Annotated in this window: 13 protein-coding genes; 10 read left to right on the plus strand and 3 right to left on the minus strand. The window is 37.9% G+C overall.

The genetic code is table 11. From position 1 onward, the window contains the following. Positions 1–76: 76 nt before the first annotated feature. From H4J57_RS16940 to H4J57_RS16980, 9 genes are all read left to right on the plus strand, one after another. On the plus strand, positions 77–2,884 hold the full coding sequence (locus H4J57_RS16940) for a 2-oxoglutarate dehydrogenase E1 component (RefSeq protein ID WP_182222941.1): 2,808 nt from the start codon (positions 77–79) through the stop codon (positions 2,882–2,884). Between the two features lie 19 nt (positions 2,885–2,903). Beyond that, positions 2,904–4,400: a 2-oxoglutarate dehydrogenase complex dihydrolipoyllysine-residue succinyltransferase gene (odhB, locus tag H4J57_RS16945; protein WP_182243694.1), complete on the plus strand. Its 1,497-nt coding sequence runs from the start codon at positions 2,904–2,906 to the stop codon at positions 4,398–4,400. 200 nt (positions 4,401–4,600) lie between these two features. Next, complete coding sequence (gene sucC / locus H4J57_RS16950) at positions 4,601–5,767, plus strand: ADP-forming succinate--CoA ligase subunit beta (protein WP_070376200.1); 1,167 nt, start codon at positions 4,601–4,603, stop codon at positions 5,765–5,767. After that, positions 5,767–6,639, plus strand: coding sequence for a succinate--CoA ligase subunit alpha (gene sucD / locus H4J57_RS16955; RefSeq protein ID WP_070376201.1), 873 nt, complete (start codon positions 5,767–5,769; stop codon positions 6,637–6,639). The genes sucC and sucD overlap by 1 nt, the downstream gene beginning before the upstream one ends. Positions 6,640–7,982: 1,343 nt before the next feature. Beyond that, positions 7,983–9,974: a hypothetical protein gene (locus H4J57_RS16960; protein ID WP_182230851.1), complete on the plus strand. Its 1,992-nt coding sequence runs from the start codon at positions 7,983–7,985 to the stop codon at positions 9,972–9,974. A gap of 602 nt (positions 9,975–10,576) precedes the next feature. Next, positions 10,577–11,344 (plus strand): ABC transporter substrate-binding protein, encoded by a 768-nt coding sequence (locus H4J57_RS16965; RefSeq protein ID WP_182243710.1) that lies wholly within the window; start codon positions 10,577–10,579, stop codon positions 11,342–11,344. Between the two features lie 153 nt (positions 11,345–11,497). Beyond that, positions 11,498–12,439 carry a DUF2785 domain-containing protein gene (locus H4J57_RS16970; protein WP_182243695.1) on the plus strand — a complete coding sequence of 314 codons (942 nt, stop codon included), beginning with the start codon at positions 11,498–11,500 and terminating at the stop codon, positions 12,437–12,439. A 114-nt stretch (positions 12,440–12,553) separates the two neighbouring features. After that, positions 12,554–13,141 carry an LURP-one-related/scramblase family protein gene (locus H4J57_RS16975; protein ID WP_182243696.1) on the plus strand — a complete coding sequence of 196 codons (588 nt, stop codon included), beginning with the start codon at positions 12,554–12,556 and terminating at the stop codon, positions 13,139–13,141. Positions 13,142–13,163: 22 nt separating this feature from the next. Next, entirely contained in the window at positions 13,164–14,117 is a 954-nt protein-coding gene (locus tag H4J57_RS16980) for a glyoxylate/hydroxypyruvate reductase A (protein ID WP_182243697.1), read from the plus strand. Positions 14,118–14,202: 85 nt separating this feature from the next. Here H4J57_RS16980 and H4J57_RS16985 read toward each other — a convergent pair whose 3' ends face one another. From H4J57_RS16985 to lgt, 3 genes are all read right to left on the minus strand, one after another. Next, positions 14,203–15,135, minus strand: coding sequence for an exopolyphosphatase (locus tag H4J57_RS16985; RefSeq protein WP_182215412.1), 933 nt, complete (start codon positions 15,133–15,135; stop codon positions 14,203–14,205). Between the two features lie 630 nt (positions 15,136–15,765). Continuing rightward, positions 15,766–16,602, minus strand: coding sequence for a ribonuclease H family protein (locus tag H4J57_RS16995; protein WP_182215410.1), 837 nt, complete (start codon positions 16,600–16,602; stop codon positions 15,766–15,768). A 13-nt stretch (positions 16,603–16,615) separates the two neighbouring features. Next, positions 16,616–17,404 carry a prolipoprotein diacylglyceryl transferase gene (lgt, locus tag H4J57_RS17000; RefSeq protein ID WP_070376208.1) on the minus strand — a complete coding sequence of 263 codons (789 nt, stop codon included), beginning with the start codon at positions 17,402–17,404 and terminating at the stop codon, positions 16,616–16,618. A 108-nt stretch (positions 17,405–17,512) separates the two neighbouring features. Here lgt and H4J57_RS17005 point away from each other — a divergent pair, with 108 nt between their 5' ends. Then, complete coding sequence (locus tag H4J57_RS17005; protein WP_182215408.1) at positions 17,513–18,430, plus strand: aldo/keto reductase family oxidoreductase; 918 nt, start codon at positions 17,513–17,515, stop codon at positions 18,428–18,430. Positions 18,431–18,563: the final 133 nt, after the last annotated feature.

Below are 18,563 nucleotides of genomic sequence, written 5' to 3' on the forward strand. Positions count from 1 at the left end.
TAGCCATTAGTCTAGTTGACTTGCTAACGATAATTGTTTATTTTTTTATTGCTTTTATCCCATAAAGGAACAGGCAATGCCCGAAGGTACAATGAAGGCTTGGTTAGAGTCTTCTCATTTAAGTGGCGCTAACGCTACTTACATTGAAGAATTATACGAATCTTATTTGGATAACTCCCAATCTGTTTCTGCAGAATGGCGAACGTTATTCCAACAACTTCCAAAAATTGAAGGTGCTGACTTAGAATTCAGGCACTCTGAAATCCGCAATGAATTTAAAGAATTAGCTAAGCAATCCCATAAAACTGTTGTTGTTTCTGGTAGTAGTGATGCCAAACAAGTTAAAGTTTTACAGCTAATTAATGCTTTTCGTTTTCGTGGACATCAAAATGCCAACCTTGACCCATTAGGTTTGTGGAAGCGAGATAAGGTACGCGATTTACAACTGTCGCATCATGAACTTTCAGAAAACGACTTTGATACAGAGTTCAACGTCGGCTCATTTGCTACTTCTCAAGATGCGATGAAGTTAGGTGACTTATACAATGCCCTTAAAACTACTTACTGTGGTTCTATCGGTGCTGAATATATGCACATTACTGACACCGATGAAAAACGTTGGATCCAACAACGTTTAGAGTCTGTTCAGTCGCAAGCAAAATTTTCTGTCGACCAAAAAGAAGAAATTCTTAAAGGTCTTATTGCTGCCGATGGTATTTGTAAATACCTTGGAGCTAAGTTTCCAGGCGCTAAACGTTTCTCCCTTGAAGGTGGTGATGCGTTAATACCTATGCTAAAAGAGCTTATTACTCGTGCTGGTACGCAAGGCACTAAAGAAGTTGTTATTGGTATGGCTCACCGTGGCCGCTTAAATGTCTTAGTTAACGTGATGGGTAAAAACCCGTCAAAGTTATTTGACGAGTTTGGCGGTAAGCACGATGAAATTTTATCTTCAGGTGATGTTAAATATCACCAAGGTTATTCATCAGATTTTGTAACGCCTGGTGGCAATGTTCATTTAGCTTTGGCCTTTAATCCATCGCATCTAGAAATTGTTAACCCTGTTGTTATTGGCTCAGTCCGTGCGCGTCAAGACAGACGTGGTGATAAAGTCGGTGATACAGTTCTTCCGGTTACGATTCATGGTGACGCTGCTATTGCCGGTCAGGGTGTGGTTCAAGAAACTTTTAATATGTCACAAGCACGTGCATTTAAAGTTGGCGGAACGATACGTATCGTTGTCAATAATCAGGTTGGTTTTACAACGTCTAATCCTGCAGATACGCGCAGTGGTGAATATTGTACTGAAATAGCAAAAATGGTTTCAGCACCGATTCTTCATGTTAATGGCGATGACCCAGAAGCTGTTATCTTGGCAACACAAATTGCCCTTGATTATCGCAACGAATTTAAGCGCGATGTCGTTATCGACCTTGTTTGCTATCGTCGTCATGGTCACAATGAAGCTGATGAGCCTAGTGCAACGCAGCCATTGATGTACAAAAAAATTAAGAAACACCCAACACCTCGTCAACTCTATGCACAGCAACTTGATACTGAGGGTTCAATCAATTTAGATAAGTCGAATGAATTAACCTCTTATTATCGTAAATTGCTAGACGAAGGTCAGTGTACGGTTGAACAATGGCGACCTATGACAGAGCATTCTGTCGATTGGACTCCATACCTTGGCCATGAGTGGGACGATGATTACGATAAAGAAATTTCTGTTGAAAAGCTGAAAGAACTTGCCGGTAAATTGTCAACATATCCTGAGTCTCATCCTGTACAAGGTCGTGTTAAGAAGATATACGATGATCGCGTTAAAATGGCATCGGGTGAAAAATTACTCGATTGGGGGATGGCAGAAAACTTAGCTTATGCCTCGGTTGTTGATTTAGGTAAACGTGTTCGTATTACTGGGCAAGACTCTGGTCGCGGTACTTTTTTCCATCGTCATGCTGTTTTACATAACCAAGATGATGCTAGCAAATACTTACCTTTGCAAAATATTCGCGAAGGACAAGGTCCATTCGATATTCATGACTCAGTGTTGTCAGAAGTATCAGTGGTTGCCTTTGAATATGGCTATACCACAGCAGAGCCTGCAGGGCTTACTATTTGGGAAGCGCAATTTGGTGATTTTGCTAACTGTGCACAAGTAGTCTTTGACCAATTTATTAGTTCAGGTGAGCAAAAGTGGGGCCGTTTATGTGGTCTAACTATGTTGCTACCTCATGGCTATGAAGGTCAAGGTCCTGAGCATTCATCTGCACGATTAGAGCGCTTCTTACAACTTTGTGCCGATCATAATATGCAAGTTTGTGTGCCATCAACACCTGCGCAAGTATTTAATATGCTGCGTCGCCAAGTTGTTCGTCCTATGCGTCGTCCATTGGTTGTTATGTCGCCTAAGTCATTATTAAGACATCCTTTAGCGGTCTCTTCATTAGAAGAGCTATCGACGGGTGTGTTCCATAATGTCATTGGTGAAGTTGACGATATCGATCCGAAAAAAGTGACACGTGTCGTTTTTTGTAGTGGTAAAGTTTACTATGAATTACTTGATCAGCGTCGCAAGAGTGAGCAAGAAAATGTTGTTATCATTCGAATCGAGCAGCTATATCCATTTCCAGAAGAAGAGCTTCAAGCAGAGTTGGCCAAATACCAGCATGTTAAGCAATTCGTTTGGTGTCAGGAAGAACCGCAAAACCAAGGTGCATGGTATTGTTCACAGCATCACTTTAGAGCGGCAATACCTGAAGGTACTTATTTGACATATGCTGGTCGTAAGGCCTCTGCAGCACCAGCTGTAGGTTATATGTCTGTCCATGTAAAAGAACAACAAGCGCTAGTCAATGACGCGCTATCTGTTGAAGACTAGTGAGTAAGGAATAAAATAAATGACAACCGAAATTAAGGTTCCCGTTTTACCTGAATCTGTTGCTGATGCAACCGTAGCTACTTGGCATGTTCAAGTAGGTGATAAAGTTTCACGTGACCAAGTATTAGTAGATATTGAAACTGACAAAGTTGTGCTTGAAGTACAAGCTGTCGTTGATGGAGTGATCACTGAGATTTCTCAAGCCGAAGGCGCAACAGTATTAGGCGAGCAAGTAATTGCAATCCTCACTGAAGGCGATGCAGCAGCTGATGTTTCAGCTCCTGCAGCGGCAAAACCTGCAGCAGCGGCAAAATCAGCTCCTGCAGCGGCAACAGCAGTGAAAGTTATCGACATCATCGTACCGGTTTTACCTGAGTCTGTTGCTGATGCAACAGTTGCTACTTGGCATGTTGCTGAGGGTGATACAGTTTCTGTTGACCAAAACTTGGTTGATATCGAAACGGATAAAGTTGTTCTAGAAGTTGTTGCTCAAGACAATGGTGTGATTGGTAAGATAATCCACGTCGAAGGCGACACGGTATTAGGTTCACAAGTTATTGGCCAACTTAATGCGGGCGCAACAGCAAGTGCTCCTGCAGCTACTTCAGAAGATGCGATTAGCTCTGATGAATTAGCTAGCCCTTCTGTTCGTCGTTTAATGACAGAAAAAGGCTTAACAGCTGCTAATGTTAGAGGTACAGGTAAAGGTGGACGTATTTCTAAAGAAGATGTTGAAGCAGCGGCTAATAAACCTGCAGCTCCAGCTCCAGCGGCAAAAACTGCTGCTGCGACCCCTGTTGCACAAGATTTAGGCGAACGTACTCAAAAGCGTGTACCTATGACACGTTTACGCAAGACAATTGCCAAACGTTTATTAGAAGCTAAAAACTCAACGGCAATGCTAACAACGTTTAACGAAGTTAACATGAAGCCAATTATGGATCTTCGTAAGCAATATAAAGATCTTTTTGAGAAGACGCATGATACGCGTTTAGGCTTTATGTCATTTTATGTTAAAGCGGTTACTGAAGCATTGAAACGCTTTCCAGCGGTTAATGCATCAATCGATGGTGACGATATTGTTTATCATAACTTTTTTGACATCTCAATTGCTGTTTCTACGCCGCGTGGCTTAGTAACACCAGTATTACGTGATGCAGATCAATTAGGTATGGCAGCGATTGAAAATGGTATTCGTGACTTAGCAATAAAAGGTCGCGACGGAAAGCTTTCAATTGAAGATATGACCGGCGGTAATTTCACGATTACTAACGGTGGTGTTTTTGGTTCATTACTTTCAACTCCTATTTTAAACTTACCGCAAGCGGCTATTTTAGGTATGCATAAGATCCAAGACAGACCTATGGCTGTTGATGGAAAAGTTGAAATACTTCCTATGATGTACTTAGCACTTTCTTATGATCATCGTTTAATTGATGGTAAAGAATCTGTTGGCTTTTTAGTGGCAATTAAAGACTTGTTAGAAGATCCAACACGTCTACTTCTTGATATATAATCGAGAAGTTTAAATCTTTTGATTTAGACTATAGTATTAGCTCTGGGGACTTTGTTCCTTAGAGCTTTTATACTATAATCGATCAACTTTTTTCGATGATAGCTAATTTTATTTATATTTATGATTAAAATTAAGATTTTACTTATATTTATGACTAAGAACAGCTGTCATTATCATTCACAGATAAATGGAAATACACCATGAATTTGCATGAGTATCAAGCGAAACAATTATTCGCTGAATATGGTTTACCAGTTTCTGAAGGTTTCGCTTGCGATACACCTCAGGAAGCGGCAGAAGCGGCTGATAAAATCGGCGGCACTATGTGGGTTGTTAAAACTCAAGTTCACGCGGGCGGTCGCGGTAAAGCTGGCGGCGTTAAGCTAGTTAAATCTAAGCAAGAAATCAAAGATTTTGCTCAAAACTGGTTAGGTAAGAACTTAGTTACTTACCAAACTGACGCTAACGGTCAGCCAGTTGCTAAAATTTTAGTAGAAAGCTGTACAGATATTGCTAACGAATTATACCTTGGTGCTGTTGTTGACCGCGCTAGTCGTAGAGTAGTATTCATGGCCTCTACTGAAGGCGGTGTTGATATTGAGAAGATTGCTGAAGAAACGCCTGAGTTAATTCACCAAGCTGAAATCGATCCACTTGTTGGTGCTCAACCGTACCAAGCTCGTGAATTAGGTTTTAAGTTAGGTTTAAACCCGACGCAAATGAAGCAATTTGTTAAGATCTTTTTAGGTCTTGCAAAAATGTTTGAAGATTTCGATTTTGCCTTATTAGAAATCAACCCGTTAGTTATTACTGACGAAGGTAATCTTCACTGTTTAGACGGTAAAATTGGTATCGATGGTAATGCTTTATACCGTCAACCTAAAATGCGTGCGTTCCATGATCCATCTCAAGAAGATGAACGTGAAGCTCATGCTGCACGTTTTGAATTAAACTACGTAGCCTTAGACGGTAACGTTGGTTGTATGGTTAACGGTGCAGGCCTAGCAATGGGTACTATGGATATCGTTAATTTACACGGCGGCAAGCCAGCTAACTTCCTAGATGTTGGCGGCGGAGCAACGAAAGAACGTGTTTCTGAAGCATTCAAAATCATTCTTTCTGACGACAACGTTAAAGCTGTTTTAGTTAACATCTTTGGTGGCATCGTACGTTGTGACATGATTGCTGAAGGTATTATCGCTGCAGTTAAAGATGTAGGCGTTAAAGTACCTGTAGTTGTACGTTTAGAAGGTACAAATGCTGAAGAAGGTCGTGAAGTTCTTAAAAAATCTGGCTTAGATATCATTGCTGCTGAGTCATTAACTGATGCAGCGACTAAAGTTGTAGCAGCTGCGGAGGGCAAATAATGTCTATCTTAATTAATAAAGATACTAAAGTAATCTGTCAAGGTTTTACCGGTGGTCAAGGTACATTCCATTCAGAACAAGCACTTGAATACGGTACACAAATGGTCGGTGGCGTAAGCCCAGGTAAAGGCGGTCAAACGCATTTAGGCCTACCAGTATTTAACACAGTACGTGAAGCTGTAGAAGCAACTGGCGCAACAGCAACAGTTATTTACGTTCCAGCTCCTTTCTGTAAAGATGCAATTTTAGAAGCAATTGATGCAGGCATCGAGCTTATCGTTACTATCACTGAAGGTATTCCTACTTTAGATATGGTTGACGTTAAAGCTAAGCTTGATCAATCTGGCGTTCGTATGATCGGTCCTAACTGCCCAGGTGTTATTACTCCTGGCGAAACTAAGATTGGTATCATGCCTGGTCACATCCACAAGCCTGGTAAAGTAGGTATTGTTTCACGTTCTGGTACGTTAACGTACGAAGCCGTTAAGCAAACAACTGATGCAGGTTTTGGCCAATCTACTTGTGTAGGTATTGGTGGTGACCCGATCCCAGGAACTAACTTCATCGACGTATTGGAAATGTTCCAAAATGATCCACAAACTGAAGCAATTGTAATGATTGGTGAAATTGGCGGAACTGCTGAAGAAGAAGCTGCTGAATATATCAAAGCACACGTTACTAAGCCTGTTGTATCTTACATTGCTGGTGTTACTGCACCAGAAGGTAAGCGTATGGGTCACGCTGGCGCGATTATCGCCGGTGGTAAAGGTACTGCTGATGAGAAATTTGCAGCATTAGAAGCGGCTGGTGTTAAAACTGTTCGTTCTTTAGCTGATATCGGCGTAGCACTTAAAGAGAAAACAGGTTGGTAAGCTAGCGCTGCTAATTTGTAATTCTTAATAAAAACCCGCATTCTTGCAAAGAGAGTGCGGGTTTTTTATTAATACGTGTTGTGCTTAATATTCAGATAATTCAATGCAACTGAATATTTTTCCTGAATGTAGGGAACAACATTAAACCATTCAACATCAAGCGACAGTAATCTAATATTACTTTCATATAAACAGATATCAGTTAAACCTTACCATATTATTTTTCTCTTTTTAAAATACTTAATGCATTGTTCATTGCAGTCTTAATAGACTCTCTTGCTTGAATATGTATTGAGATATAGCGTAAATGCACTCATCCATCACTAAGTGTAAATCAATTTTTTCTCAAAAATTATCAAGTAGTTTATTTCGAACATCTTTGTTTTTATTCCATTATCGTCATGCTGAATTTATTTCAGTATCCACTATCGTCATGCTGAATTTATTTCAGTATCTGGGCTTTGAATTGTTAATGTCGAGATCCTGAAACAAGTTCAGGATGACGGAGTACGGATTCAGGATGACGGAGGTTGGGTTCAGGATGATGGCGTTTGAGTGCATGCTGAATTTATTTCAGTATCCACTATCGTCATGCTGAATTTATTTCAGTATCTGGGCTTTGAATTGTTAATGTCGAGATCCTGAAACAAGTTCAGGATGACGGAGTACAGGTTCAGGATGACGGAGTACTGATTCAGGATGACGGAGGTTGGGTTCAGGATGATGGCGTTTGAGTGGATACTGAATTTATTTCAGTATCCACTCTCGTCATGCTGAATTGGGCTTTGAATTGTTAAGGTCGAGATCCTGAAACAAGTTCAGGATGACGGTGTATGGATTCAGGATGACTAAGTACGGGTTCAGGATAACGGAGGTTGGGTTCAGGATGATGAAATTTGGGGTCATGATGACGGAGCTTGAGTTCATGCTGAATTTATTTAAATATCGATTCTCGTCAAATTAGAAGGACACTCACTTTAATTTACCAGCTTTGACTTTGTTAAAGGGTTTGATTTTCAGGAGGCTGACTACTCCCAAAGAGGGTGAACGCCGAAGCCTCTTTGAGCTCAAAGAGCGCTTTTGCATAAACTAGCTTTAAACCATATCGTAACCCCCAAGCCGTCATTCCATAATTGTTTTATACGGAACTTGTCAGATAACTAGTATGTTAATTAAGTCGTCCAATGTTATATCCTATTTTTATTATTAACATCAATAATTACACTAAGGTTGTTAACTGTTATTTAATTATGTGTTAACATTTTTGCTCTATTGAAGGGAATTCGATACGACAAAGATTGTTTAATTCTATTTCCCTTCTAAATTTTAAAAGGAAAGTAAAATTGAAGTATGTAAATCTAGTGATGATAAGCGTTTCTTTATGTTTATTAACAGCATGTTTAGAAGTAGAAAACGACAATAATAACGAAGATGTAGTGCAAGCAATCCAAGCACAAAATGAAATTCTTAGTGGCACTAACAATTCTATCAATCCTGGTACTCCTGCCGCTTCTGTTGCATTAACGGGTATCGTTGTTAATGCATTAGATAATCAAGCCGTATCAGCCACGAACATTACAATTATTGCCGCTGATGTTGTCCTCGTCGATAGCGTTAGCTTCAACGGTGGCGAGTTTAAACTAGAAAACCTTCCTGCTAATTCTGATATTGAAATGATTATTGAAAGTAGCAATAATGAATTTTTATCACGTGCATATTTCATTAATACGGGTCATTCAAATGCAGTCAATACGGCCAATGATTTTGGTCAATTTGAAGTTTCTACAGCTAAAGATATGCAAATAACTGTTATTAATAAAACATCAGGATTGCCTCTTACTGGATTAGCGTTTAAAGCTTCATCTCATTACGGTACTAGTTCAAGGTCAAATAAGTATCAACACCAATCGACTTATAATGAAGCCAATGGCGTTTACCATATCACCATACCAAAGTTTCTCAATATTATGGTTAGAGCCAACTTAGATCTCAATCAAGATGGTGAAATAGATTATAACCCTGAGTTAAATAACAACATTAATAGCAATGATTTATATTTTTTATCATCAAATACTGATGAATCATTAACGCTTTATGTTGAAGAAAAAATGCCGTTAAAAGAGATTGAATTTCGCATTACAATGATTGATGCAAGTGCGAATGTTATTTTAGGTGCTGAGTTATTCTCTACAGACTCTGCGGGTACACAGACGACTTCTACTTTTGATGCTGCAACAGAACAGTATGTGATTTCAGCAATGTTTGGCGATTACTCACGAGTAGAAATCCCTTCATTTATGGCAAACGATATCTCTTATCAAAGTGCTTCAATATCACTGAATAAGAACGATGATGACAGCTTAAGAGTCAACATTTCAGGTGCTTTAGAAAACTGTTGTTATAATATCGCTAATACTGATGTTGTTGAGTTAGCGGTTATGCCAAGAGTTGTTACTAATGATAGCTCTTCTTTAGAGGTCGTTATTGCGGCAAATGAAGTAAATTATATCGATAAAAGTTTCAGTGTATTCTACTCTCAAGCTATTACCGCATCAGCAAGTAGCCTATCACTTACTAATACTTCTGGTTTTACCGTTGTTAAAGGTAATGATTCATCGACTGATGTTATTTTACCCGGTACTACAGTTGTTAGTGGCATGGTAGATATTCCTGTTTCATTTGAGATGAGTTTAAATGACACCAAACTTACGATTACGCCGGTTAACTCTTTGCCTAAAAGTCAAAATTACCAATACAATGTCGGTAACTTAGTTGTGAAGTCTACAGAAAAATCTGTCGATGTTAATAATGATTCACTTTCGTTTTATATCGAAAATAATGATGACTTTGATATTAATGACGTACATTTAGATAACAATAATTTTACCAGCAACGGAAATGCGATTACTCTCTCCAATTCAGCGGGTGATAGTTCTTCGCCTTCAAATTATGATCGCAGTGTTTATTTATATCTACCATCATCAATTGAAACGTTACAAAGCTTTTCAATGCGTCTTTACTCGGTAACAGAAGACGGTGTCAGTTATAATTCAGTAAGAAATTTTACTCTTGTTAGAGATAGTAATACTTATAATGTTTCACCATTGGGACTAGTCAAACTTGCTGAAAATGAAACATTAATTACCGAAAGTCTTCAAACGTCGATTGAAACAGGAACCGCTCAATCAGACAATCAGAAAGTTTACCGCGCCTCAACGTCTATATACGCTTCTGATGATTTAGATAGCTCGGAAAATAGTTTAACGTTTGAATATGCTTATCAAACAAAAGCGGGTGACATTGTTACGGGTACTATTAATATCCCGGTACAATAAATATCAGTGATGATTATTTTATATCAGTAAGTTTAGTCTGATTAATTCACCTTTAAAACCCGCTATCTAGCGGGTTTTTTATTTTAAAGCTAGCTTGTCTTGTCGCCGCTTTAGTCTTGTGAATAAAACACTAGGTCAGAGTGAAAAATATTACGTGTTGTTCATTGCGTAAGTCTCTAATATGCAACCTAGAGAATGAAAAGGTAGGCCTATGACTAAACCACGACTCGCATGGCGAAGTCATGCCTAAGCTAAAACGAGTATCACGTGACCGGTCTAGTTAATCGAACAGCAGGCTTTTATGTTTAAATTTTGCCCCGATTGTTAACCTTTTGCGATATTGTTATGTGCCACTAGATAGCTATTATATCTGACTGAGCAAAGTATGCCGGGCCGCATTTTAAGGTTTTACTTGTCATTTTACCCGCCAATTTATATTATGGTCCTATCGAATAGGCTCTGCATAAGTAAAGTTTTCAAGAAAAACAAGGAGGTCGTTACCAAAAGGATTATACTTTATAAGCATTAATTTGAAGGTGGTAGTCTAAGTGAAGGTAATATTCAGTCTTTATTTTTTACTTATTGGTATATGCTTCATTTTGATGGTATCTCCAAATGTACTTGCTCACTCAATAGTTACACCTACTAATATTTCATATGAAAATTCAGCCATTAATCCAAAGCATAGTTCTCTAGTACAGCCTAAAACTCTCCACTACAATTTTGCTTCTATTGAATTACTGATTGAACAAGAAGTCGGTCGGATTGTTTTACCTCAAATTTATAAAAATATAGGGATAGATATTACTATTACGCCTTTACCTGCTAAAAGAGCGGAATTGTTAGCGAGTATCGGGCAAAGTGATGGCGAAATAATGAGAATTTGGTCCTACGCAGATGAGAACAAAGAAATGATCAGAGTTCCTACTCCTTATTATTCTTTGCAAACTATGCCATTTAGCCTCGCAAGTAAGCAGCTCAATATTGTCAGTAAAGATGATTTAAAAAAATATAAATTGGCCAAAATTAGAGGTGTAAAACACACCGATAATATAACGAATGGCTTAAGTAATGTTGTCGAAATGAATAGTACTGAAAATATGTTTAAAATATTACAAAGTGGTCTAGTTGATGTTGCCTTGACCAATACTATAGACGGTCAGCTAATCTTGAAAAGGTTGGGTTACCAAGACATAATTCCTGCAAAAAAGCCATTAGCTGTTTTTCCTCTTTATCATTATATACATCAGAAAAATAAAAAATTGGTTGCTCTTATTAACCAAGAAATAATGCGTCTTCAACAAAGTGGTGAATTAGAAACGTTAATTGCCTTAGCTGAAAAGCAAGTCATCAGTTTAAACTACCAATGATTGCTATACGCAAACTCTGTTAATTACTATCGTTCTTAAATCCTTTCTCAATACAACTCACTAACGTCTTCATTTTATGTTTTTTTTGCCGATGTGGTGGTATCCTGATGTGCTTATTTTTAAGATAATTAAATAACTTTAAAAGGATGTAAAATGAAATTTTCATTAAAAATTCCAATAATATTGATGCTTCTTATCAGTAGCTCTGCCTTCTCTGCTAATGAAGTATTGATCAATGCGCAGCAAGTCAATAAACAGTGTTTATCGAAGCAATGGCATAAAAAAAATCTACTACAACTCAAAGAAGATAAATTTACCCTTGAAAACAAAGCAGATAAAGAAGCTTTAGCATTACAATTACTGGCTTGTTTAGCAAGCCCAGATGCTGAAATAAGAGATGGTGTCGCTTTTGAAGCATTAAGTTATTGGTTGCGAAACGAACACCTTAGCCAAGCAATACATATTAAAATGTTTAACTACTTAACTCGTGTTTTAGAATCGAAAGTAACTGACACCTTTGGTGTCTATCAGTCATTCTCAATCTTGGTATTAGCTGAAGTGGTTCGTGTCGATAGGCACTCACCTTTTTTAACCGTTGACCAAAGAGACTATTTAGTTAATGTGGGTACAAGTTTTTTAGCTAATATAAAAGATTATCGCGGTTTTTCAGCTAAAACTGGCTGGCAACATAGTATCGCTCATGCTGCAGACCTTATGCTGCAATTGGCGTTAAACCCTAAAGTTAACAAAGCGCAACTCGATAAGATACTGGTCGCTTTAGCCAGCCAAATTACTGCTAATGATCAACATTCATATATTCAAGGAGAGGCAAAACGTATCGCTATGGCTGTTATATATGTTTTTTTACGAGAACAATACTCTGCTGATGATTTTAACCTTTGGCTTATTAAAGTGGTTGATCCTGCTCCTTTTAATCAATGGCAAGATGTTTATCAAAGTGAACAAGGATTAATTAAATTACATAACACACAGAGTTTTTTATATGCGTTATATGCCACAATAAAACCCAGTAAGAATAAAGTATTAACTGAAATGTCTACCTATTTAGAGCAAGTGATTAAAGCGACTAAATAACGTCAATTTGTATGGTTTAATGGTAATTTCAATCAATATAAAAGCAAAGACAACTATTATCATCAATGATTTTCGTAATAACAACAATAGCTAAACTCACGGAGTGAGCGTTTAATGAATACTAGAATTAATAAGAATACTTATATAATCAAAGAGCATGTTGGCCTATTTAAAGCGGCAAATAATTACGACATTTATGATCCTGAAACAGGGGATATCATCATGGAATGTCGAGAGCCTAATTTAGGCTTTTTTACTAAAATGCTGCGTTTCACTGACTACAAAACCATGACACCTTTTGATGTTCAAATACGTACGCCTGACGATCAGCGTATCATCCGAATTCAGCGTGGTATCTCTTTATTTATTTCAAAAGTAACTGTTTTTGATTGTGACGGTAATGCGGTTGGTTACTTTAAACAAAAATTATTTTCAATCGGTGGAAAATTCGATATCTTTGATAACCAAGACCAACTTGTCTGTCAGTTAAAGGGCAACTGGGTTGGTTGGAATTTTCGCTTTATGGATGGCAATGATGAACTTGCTCATATATCGAAAGAATGGGGTGGCATAGGTAAAGAGTTATTTACCAGTGCAGACAATTACGCATTAGAAATTTCTGCTGATGTTCCTGAAGAACACCCGATTAGAAAGCTGATCCTTGCTGCCGTAATGTGTATTGATATGGTTTTAAAAGAATAATGCTAAGAGGAAACATTTAACAATGGCTGTTATTACTTTTGTGAGTCAACTTGCCCACCAAGAGCAGGATGCTTGGTTAGCGCTATTATCAACTAAGCTGCCAAATGAAGCAATTAAGCTTGATAAAGACTTGTCTGTTGAGCAAAAGCTTCAATGCGAAATCGCTATTGTTGCTAATCCAGATGCTGATATATTGTCTCAATACCCCAAACTTATATGGGTACAGAGCCTATGGGCAGGGGTCGATGCGCTAGTTTCGCAATTAAGTGATAATAAACCAACGCCAAGTTTTAAACTCGTGCGTTTAATTGATCCAATATTAGCGCAAACCATGAGTGAGGCGGTCTTAACTTGGGTGCTTTATTTACATCGTGATATGCCAAAATACTTACAACAACAAAAATCAGCGCAGTGGCTACAACATCGCTATTTACTGCCACAAGAGCGCACCTTAGGTATTTTAGGTTTAGGTGAATTAGGTAAGTTGAGCGCGTTACGTTTACATGATAATGGCTTTAATGTGCTTGGTTGGAGTCAAAGTGATAAGTTAATTAATGGCATTACATGCTATTCAGGAGACGAGGGGTTAGTGACTATGGTTAGGCAAACAGATATTTTAATTTGTTTACTACCACTTACTTCAGCGACCTACCAACTCATCAACGATGATCTGCTGACAAACCTACCGCAAGGCGCCAGTATTATTAACTTTGCTCGAGGGGGTATCGTCGCTAATCACGACCTTATTAATCACTTAGCCAATGGCAATCTTGAACATGCAATTCTAGATGTTTTTGAACAAGAGCCTTTAGATAAAAGTGATGATTTATGGTCGAATGAAAAAATAACGGTTCTTCCTCATATTTCTGCGCCGACACATTTTGAAAGTGCAGGTGAAATAGTGACCAAAAATATTAAACAATATCGAAGTAACGACCAGATACCTTTTTATATTGACTGGACTAAAGGCTATTAATACTTTTGATTAACGACTTACTATTACCATCATTTTTGACGGCAATAGTAAGCTATTATTGAGCCGTGAGTCTGACTAATGCGACTTAGCCATCGGCATTAATCGTCGCAATAAGTTCGGCAAGGCAAGCTTCATTTTGATCATGTGGAACTTGACAGGTTCCCGCCGCATTATGCCCACCACCATTGTATTTCAACATAAGTTCACCGACATTTGTTTTTGCACTGCGATCAAAAATAGATTTACCGGTAGCAAAAACAGTATTTTGTTTTTTAAGCCCCCACATAACATGAATTGAAATATTACATTGTGGAAATAAGGCATAAATAACAAAACGATTACCCGAGTAAATAATTTCTTCTTCTCTTAAGTCAAGCACAACTAAGTTATTGTGTACGGTTGCACAGCGCTTAATTTGCTCTTTAAATTTTTCTTCATGTTCAAAATAAAGATCGGTGCGTTCCTTAACATCAGGGAGTGCGAGTAATTGGTCAATGTTGTGATCTTTACCAAAATCAATTAAGTCCATCATCAGTTCATAGTTCGAAATCCGAAACTCTCTGAAACGGCCTAAACCTGTGCGTGAGTCCATAATGAAATTAAGTAATTCCCATCGCTTGGCATGCAAAACTTCTTCTTTATTAAATTGTGCTGAATCACCTTTATCTACCGCTTCCATCATGCTTGTCCAACTTGCGGGGAAAGTTTCTAGGCCACCGTAGTAGTCATAAACAACGCGAGCAGCTGAAGGCGCATCAGGGTCGATAACATGGTTATCTCGTTTTTTATTACGAAGTGTTTCACTATGATGGTGATCAAAAGCGATATGAACACCGTCAACATAAGGTAAGTTGGTGGAAATATCATCTGGCCCAACCGCTATCTTTCCGTCTTGCATATCTTTGGGGTGAACAAAGAGAATACCGTCAACTAAATTAATATGTTTGAGTAAAATAGCACAAACTAAACCATCAAAATCACTACGTGTTACTAAACGGTATTTTTTATTATCCGACATTTATTATCTCCATTATATAGATTTTTACACTCTGTTATTTAACACTATATTGTTTATATAAGCATAATTAAAGTAGATTAATGCGCGGAATCAACTTTAAGGTTAAATAAAGTGCTTTATGTGTGGATTATTTTATTTATGATTCTTTTATCTCGATTCTATTTGAAAAGTTTATGCCTAGGTTTAATTTTCTATTTATTGATCTCGCATTAACCTAATGAACAAACCAAGCTGTTAGTCATTTCAGACCAGTTAGCATCCTCCTGCACGGCTTCTTTTAAAATAATGACTTGTGAGCGGCTCTATATTTTTGCTTAATACAAGGATAATCTTACTGGAATAGCTTTATGAGTCTCTGCAAAACTTGTTATATCTGCTTGGACGTTATTCATACCTAATTGGGAGAATATACAAGATATTGTATGATTTGAGAGATTGATAATGGCTACGTTTCTGATAAGAAATAGAATGTTGAGTATAGCTTAGATTGAGCAAAGCACCGAAAAATTTAAGTAAAGTAGGAAAAAAGAAACAATTGAATATCGTTGCATTTTTCCTATTTATTTTGAGGTTATGCGGCATTTAACCAATGAGAACGTTGACTATATGGCCGCATTATATATTGATCTATTATCCCGCTTCGGTTGCTAATATTTCGCGAATATTTATTGTTTGCTGATATTGTACAAAATTCATTTCTTGTGACGTTCTGGCAAGTACAGCCATGCGATCGGCGAGCTCATTACCTTCAATATTCGCGTGACCTTTAACATGAGTAATAGCAATATGTTTTTTAATTTCTTGATAGAGTGTATAGCAAACCTTGACTAACTCTGGATTTTTAATCGCTTCGCCATTTGCTTTTTTCCAACCTTTATTTTTCCATCCTGTTGCCCATTTCGTGATGCTGTCGATGGAGTATTTTGAATCAGACAGTACTTGAATGGTTCTACCAGGATTAGCTTCAATATAAGCTTTCGCCAATTTAAAGGCTTGTAACATACCAATTAACTCAGCGGTGTTATTAGTACCATTGGCGTTATAGGCACCATACCAAAGGCTATGAATTTCACCTTGATGATAAACAGCGACACCAGTCCCTGATTTTCCAGGGTTGGGCGAACACGCACCATCACAATAAATATCGATATTAGCTTTAGTGACTTCACGATCGCTGCGTACTGTGCTGCCAGCAGGTTTTGCTGAAGCTGTTGCTCGACTCAATGATGAACTTGCGGTTTTAGCCGCAGCGGGGTATTCAGCTCCGTTGCGTGGTGGTGTTTTTAAGGATCGCTGGGTTAATGCTTTGGTGTAAGTTGACTTAAAAGCGGCTTCTGCTTCAACTTGTGAAGGAAACCCCATAAATTGAGCATCAGCACGCCCTGATGTTACGGATTGAACCGTTGTCCAGTTGTCAAAGACACCTGTTTTTGATCCTTTCCAAACCACGTAATATTTTTTACTCATTATGCTACTCAGTTTATTTTAGTTTGTTCTTGGCAGATAACGACCATATTAATAAAACGATACCAGCGATAAAAAATGGAATACTCAGCATTTGCCCGGTATTTAACGCCCAAATCGACTCATAAGCAGCTTGTTTAACTTTTACTGACTCAATTAAAAATCGAGCGGTGAAGGTTAATATTAAAAATAAGCCTAATAATGAACCCTTAGGCGTTTTATCTTTTGATTTTTTATAGATAAAGAAGAGAATAATAAAAATCAGTAAATACGCAATCGCTTCATAAAGTTGCGCAGGGTGGCGAGGTATATTATCAATACGCGCGAAAATAATAGCCCAAGGCGCATCACTGGCAACGCCTAATATTTCAGAGTTAACAAAGTTAGCTGAACGAACAAATACACCAAAGAGTGCGGTACAAATAGCTAATCGGTCGAGCAGCCATAAATAGTTTTCTTGATACTTTCTTGCGTATATACCTAATGCAATAATAAGTCCTAAACCGCCGCCATGGCTAGCAAGACCACCTTCCCAAATGGCCAGTATCTTTAAAGGATTAGCAAAGTAATATTGAGGATCGTAAAAAAAACAATGGCCTAAGCGAGCACCAATAATTATACCAAATACAGAATACATCAGTAAGTTGTCCAGAGCCTCTAGGTTTTTGTGCTCTGTTTGATACACCCATTTCATCACCTGTAAACCCGATATGATAGCGGCAGCAAATAGCGCGCCATACCAATGAACGCTTAAAGGACCTATAGAAAGTAAAACTGGATCAATATCCCAAATAAAATGTTGCAATGAAAAAACCTTATTTATACGTATGCAGTGATTGAGTTGTTGATGAACAACAACCATAAAGTCGCTATTATGTCAGTCAATTAGCGATAAAACGAGAGCAAAGTTGTAATGAAAAATTATAGTTTAGGTAAGAGCGAACTCCAGTCATCACGATTAATCTATGGTTGTATGCGAATTGCAGGTGATCAATCAGTTAATGATATCGATAAAGGCAAACGTGCGGTGCAGAGCGCGATTGATGCAGGCTACAATCATTTTGATCATGCTGACATTTATGGTGGAGGGGCAAGTGAACAATTATTTGGTGAATTGTTAAAGCAATTACCGCACTTGCGAGAAAAGATGATCCTTACCTCCAAAGCAAGTATTCGTCCAAAAAACAATGAAAATACTTATGCGCCAACACGCTATGATTTTAGCAAAGCATATATTTTATCGAGTGTAGAAGGTTCTTTAAAGCGTTTGCATACTGAGCAACTCGATCTTTTCTTATTACATCGCCCTGATTATTTATTTGATATTAATGAAGTCGCCGAAACCTTTAAACAACTCAAAGACAGCGGTAAAGTTGCGCATTTTGGCGTAAGTAACTTTAAACCCTCACAAGTAGCGATGTTACAAAGTGCATTAGATTTACCGTTATTGGTGAATCAGATAGAAATTAATATTCATAATGTTGATGCGTTAAATGACGGAACTTTGGATCAATGTCAACAAGATAAACTATCGCCAATTGCCTGGTGCCCGTTAGGTGGTGTTGCCTACTCTGCATGGGGGAATACCTTTTCAGTTGAAGATGAACAACGTATCGCCGAGGAGTTAACTTCGCAAGCACAAGTGTATAACTGTCAACCTTGGCAAATTATTCTTGCTTGGTTACTAAAACACCCCGCGAAGATATTTCCTATTATTGGTTCGACCACACCAGAACGAATTATTGCTGCAAAAGTAGCACTAGAACTCAATTATAGCCGTGAAGATTGGTATCGATTATTTGAAGCGAGAAATGGTCAAGCTGTTCCCTAGCGAGGAAGGTGAATCGATATTGAATCGTTTTTCTCGCTAACTAAAGTCAGCGGGTAATTATACAACAGTATTTATTTATCCTTTATCGATAAAAATAGATTGATAAGCATGTTTTTTCTGCTACATTAGGCTT

It is taken from the genome of Colwellia sp. BRX8-7 (assembly GCF_014077275.1).
Classification (GTDB): Bacteria; Pseudomonadota; Gammaproteobacteria; order Enterobacterales; family Alteromonadaceae; genus Colwellia_A.